Here is a 2,810-nt window from a genome sequence, read left to right as displayed (position 1 = left end):
GATCAGCACACGAGCGATGGAGGCCCAGGGGAGCGCTCGCTCCACCCCGGCACCCATGATCCGGATCCCCCCGTCATCCCACTCGATGACGTAGCGCTTCCTTCGCCAGGCGAAGATCCACAACAGGTGGCACCGAGATCCAGGTACGCGCCCACCTCATGCGCTCGGCTTCGTCGCGCATGTTCGCCTCGTCGTCGAGCGGCCCCCACTTGATGTACCGGCCGTCGTCGGTGCGGAAGGTCAGCCCCCCGATCCCATTGAGCCAGACCGGTGTGAGCGCGGCGCCGCGGGCGAGCTCGCGAACCCGCACCGGGACGTCGACGGAGGTGGAGGGGATGCTCATCCGTCCATCCTGCCCGACCACGATGAGCGGGATCCTGCCATCGATCCAGGCGGTGTCGTAGGCTCGCTCTCGATGCAGTTCCCCCGGTCGTGGTGAAACCAAGAACCACGTAGGCTGATACTGCGTTCCATCAATGCATGTCGCACGACGACGTTCGAAGGAGAACATCAGATGCAGATCAGTGGACAGGGTGCACTCATCACCGGTGGGGCCTCGGGGCTCGGACTCGCCACGGCGCGTCGGCTGGTCGCCGCGGGAGCGCACGTCACGATCATCGACCTCGCCTCGTCGAAGGGTGCCGAGATCGCGGACGAGCTCGGCGGGCTCTTCGTCGCGGCGGATGTGACGAACGCCGATGAGGTGCAGGCGGCCGTCGCGGCCGCGCAGGCGGCGGCTCCGCTGCGCGTCGTCGTGAACTGTGCAGGGATCGCGCCGCCCGCGAAGGTGCTCGACCGCGAGGGCAATCCCGCCGTGCTCGCCGACTTCGAGCGCGTGATCCGCATCAACCTCGTCGGCACGTTCAACGTCATCTCGCAGGCCTCTGCCGTGATCGCCAAGAACGAGCTGCACGACGAGGAACGCGGCGTCATCGTGAACACCGCGAGCGTCGCCGCGTTCGACGGCCAGATCGGCCAGCCCGCCTACTCCGCATCCAAGGGCGGCGTGCACGCCATGACCCTCCCCGTGGCGCGCGAGCTCGCCCGCTACGGCATCCGGGTCTGCACGATCGCTCCCGGCATCATGGAGACGCCGATGCTGATGGGTCTCCCGCAGGCCGCTCAGGACTCCCTGGGCCAGCAGGTCCCCTTCCCGTCGCGGCTCGGCCGCCCCGACGAGTACGCCGTGCTCGTGCAGCAGATCGTCGAGAACGGCTATCTCAACGGCGAGACCATCCGCCTCGACGGCGCCATCCGCATGGCGCCGCGCTGACCCCGCGGCTGCCTTTCCCTTCGCGATCGAGAACCCAGGAGAACCCATGTCCCTTGCAGGCAAGACCATCCTGATGTCGGGCGGCAGCCGCGGCATCGGCCTCGCGATCGCGCTGCGGGCTGCCGCAGACGGTGCGAACATCGCGATGCTCGCGAAGACCGACACCCCGCATCCGAAGCTCGAGGGCACGATCCACACCGCCGCCGAGCAGATCCGCGCGGCGGGTGGCCAGGCCCTGCCGATCGTCGGCGACGTGCGCGACGACGACGACATCACCGAGGCGGTCATGAAGACGCAGGGTGAGTTCGGCGGCATCGACATCGTGATCAACAACGCCAGCGTGATCGACCTGTCGCGTTCGCTCGACCTGAACGCCAAGAAGTACGACCTGATGCAGGATGTCAACGTGCGCGGAACGTTCATGCTCTCGCGAGCGGCGGTGCCGATCCTGAAGGATGCCGAGAACCCGCACATCCTGTCGCTGTCGCCGCCCTTGAACCCCACCCCGAAGTGGCTCGGCGCGCACACCGGGTACACGCTCGCCAAGTTCGGCATGACCATGGTCACGCTCGGCCTCGCCGCCGAGTTCGCGCGCGACGGGATCGCCGCCAACACGCTCTGGCCGCGCACCACGATCGCGACCGCTGCGGTGCAGAACCTCCTCGGGGGCGACAAGGTCATGGCCGCCAGCCGCACGCCCGACATCTACGCCGATGCCGCCTACGCCGTGCTGCTCAAGCCCGCGGCGTCGTTCACCGGGCAGACGCTCATCGTCGAGGACGTGCTCGAAGCCGACGGCGTCACCGATTTCTCCGGCTACGCCGCGATCCCCGGCACCCCCGACGACGCGCTCTTCCCCGACATCTTCCTCGACTGAGACGCGGGGGATCTCCCTAGAACAGCAGGTACACGGCGCCGACGATCGTGAGGACGATCACGATGCGGTCGAACACCCGCTGATTCATCTTCCGCGCGACCCACAGGCCCAGGAGCGCACCGGCGACGACGAGCGGGGCGAGGACGGCATCCATCAGCAGCACGGGTGTCTCGAACAGTCCGAGGCCCGCGAGGAACGGCACCTTGATCGCGTTGATGATGGCGAAGAACCATGCCGATGTGCCGAGGAACACCTGCACCGGGGTGCGTGTGGCCAGGAAGTACATCGACATGGCCGGCCCCCCGGCGTTCGCGACCATGGTGGTGAAGCCGCCGAGCGTGCCGTAGGTACCGGCGAGCACGATGCCACCGGACGGTGGAGCCGCGGCGTCCGCCCTGCTCTGCCGCCACCGGCGCCACAGCGTCACCGCGATCATCAGCAGCAGGATCACCCCGATCGCGCGGCGGACGATGCCGTCGCCGGCGAGCGCGAGGAAGGCGAATCCGACCAGGAGGCCGGCGATGACGGCGGGGGCCAGACGCACCAGCGTCGGCCAATGCGCATGCCGACGGTAGGCGATGACGTCCATCGCCTCGACCTCGGCCTCGGCGACCTTGCGCCAGCCGAGCGTGCGCAGAAAGGCATCGGTCCCCGCCTGCG

Annotated in this window: 4 protein-coding genes; 2 read left to right on the top strand and 2 right to left on the bottom strand. The window is 68.4% G+C overall.

Features of this window, described 5'->3' with window-relative positions; all coding sequences use genetic code 11:
• Positions 1 to 73: 73 nt before the first annotated feature.
• Positions 74 to 343 carry a hypothetical protein gene (locus KZA10_RS11455; RefSeq protein ID WP_256934759.1) on the bottom strand — a complete coding sequence of 90 codons (270 nt, stop codon included), beginning with the start codon at positions 341 to 343 and terminating at the stop codon, positions 74 to 76.
• A 171-nt stretch (positions 344 to 514) separates the two neighbouring features.
• Here KZA10_RS11455 and KZA10_RS11450 point away from each other — a divergent pair, with 171 nt between their 5' ends.
• Together KZA10_RS11450 and KZA10_RS11445 are read left to right on the top strand one after the other, a co-directional pair.
• Positions 515 to 1,273: an SDR family NAD(P)-dependent oxidoreductase gene (locus KZA10_RS11450; RefSeq protein ID WP_055874651.1), complete on the top strand. Its 759-nt coding sequence runs from the start codon at positions 515 to 517 to the stop codon at positions 1,271 to 1,273.
• A gap of 46 nt (positions 1,274 to 1,319) precedes the next feature.
• On the top strand, positions 1,320 to 2,150 hold the full coding sequence (locus tag KZA10_RS11445) for an NAD(P)-dependent oxidoreductase (protein WP_017829524.1): 831 nt from the start codon (positions 1,320 to 1,322) through the stop codon (positions 2,148 to 2,150).
• A 16-nt stretch (positions 2,151 to 2,166) separates the two neighbouring features.
• On the opposite strand, the gene KZA10_RS11440 is transcribed toward KZA10_RS11445, so the two are convergent.
• The coding region (locus tag KZA10_RS11440) for a sulfite exporter TauE/SafE family protein (RefSeq protein ID WP_218682943.1) at positions 2,167 to 2,810 on the bottom strand (644 nt) is incomplete at its 5' end.

This window comes from Microbacterium sp. BF1 (assembly GCF_019279095.1).
In the GTDB taxonomy this organism is placed as follows: Bacteria; Actinomycetota; Actinomycetes; order Actinomycetales; family Microbacteriaceae; genus Microbacterium; species Microbacterium maritypicum.
This window is presented reverse-complemented; position numbering and strand designations above follow the sequence as displayed.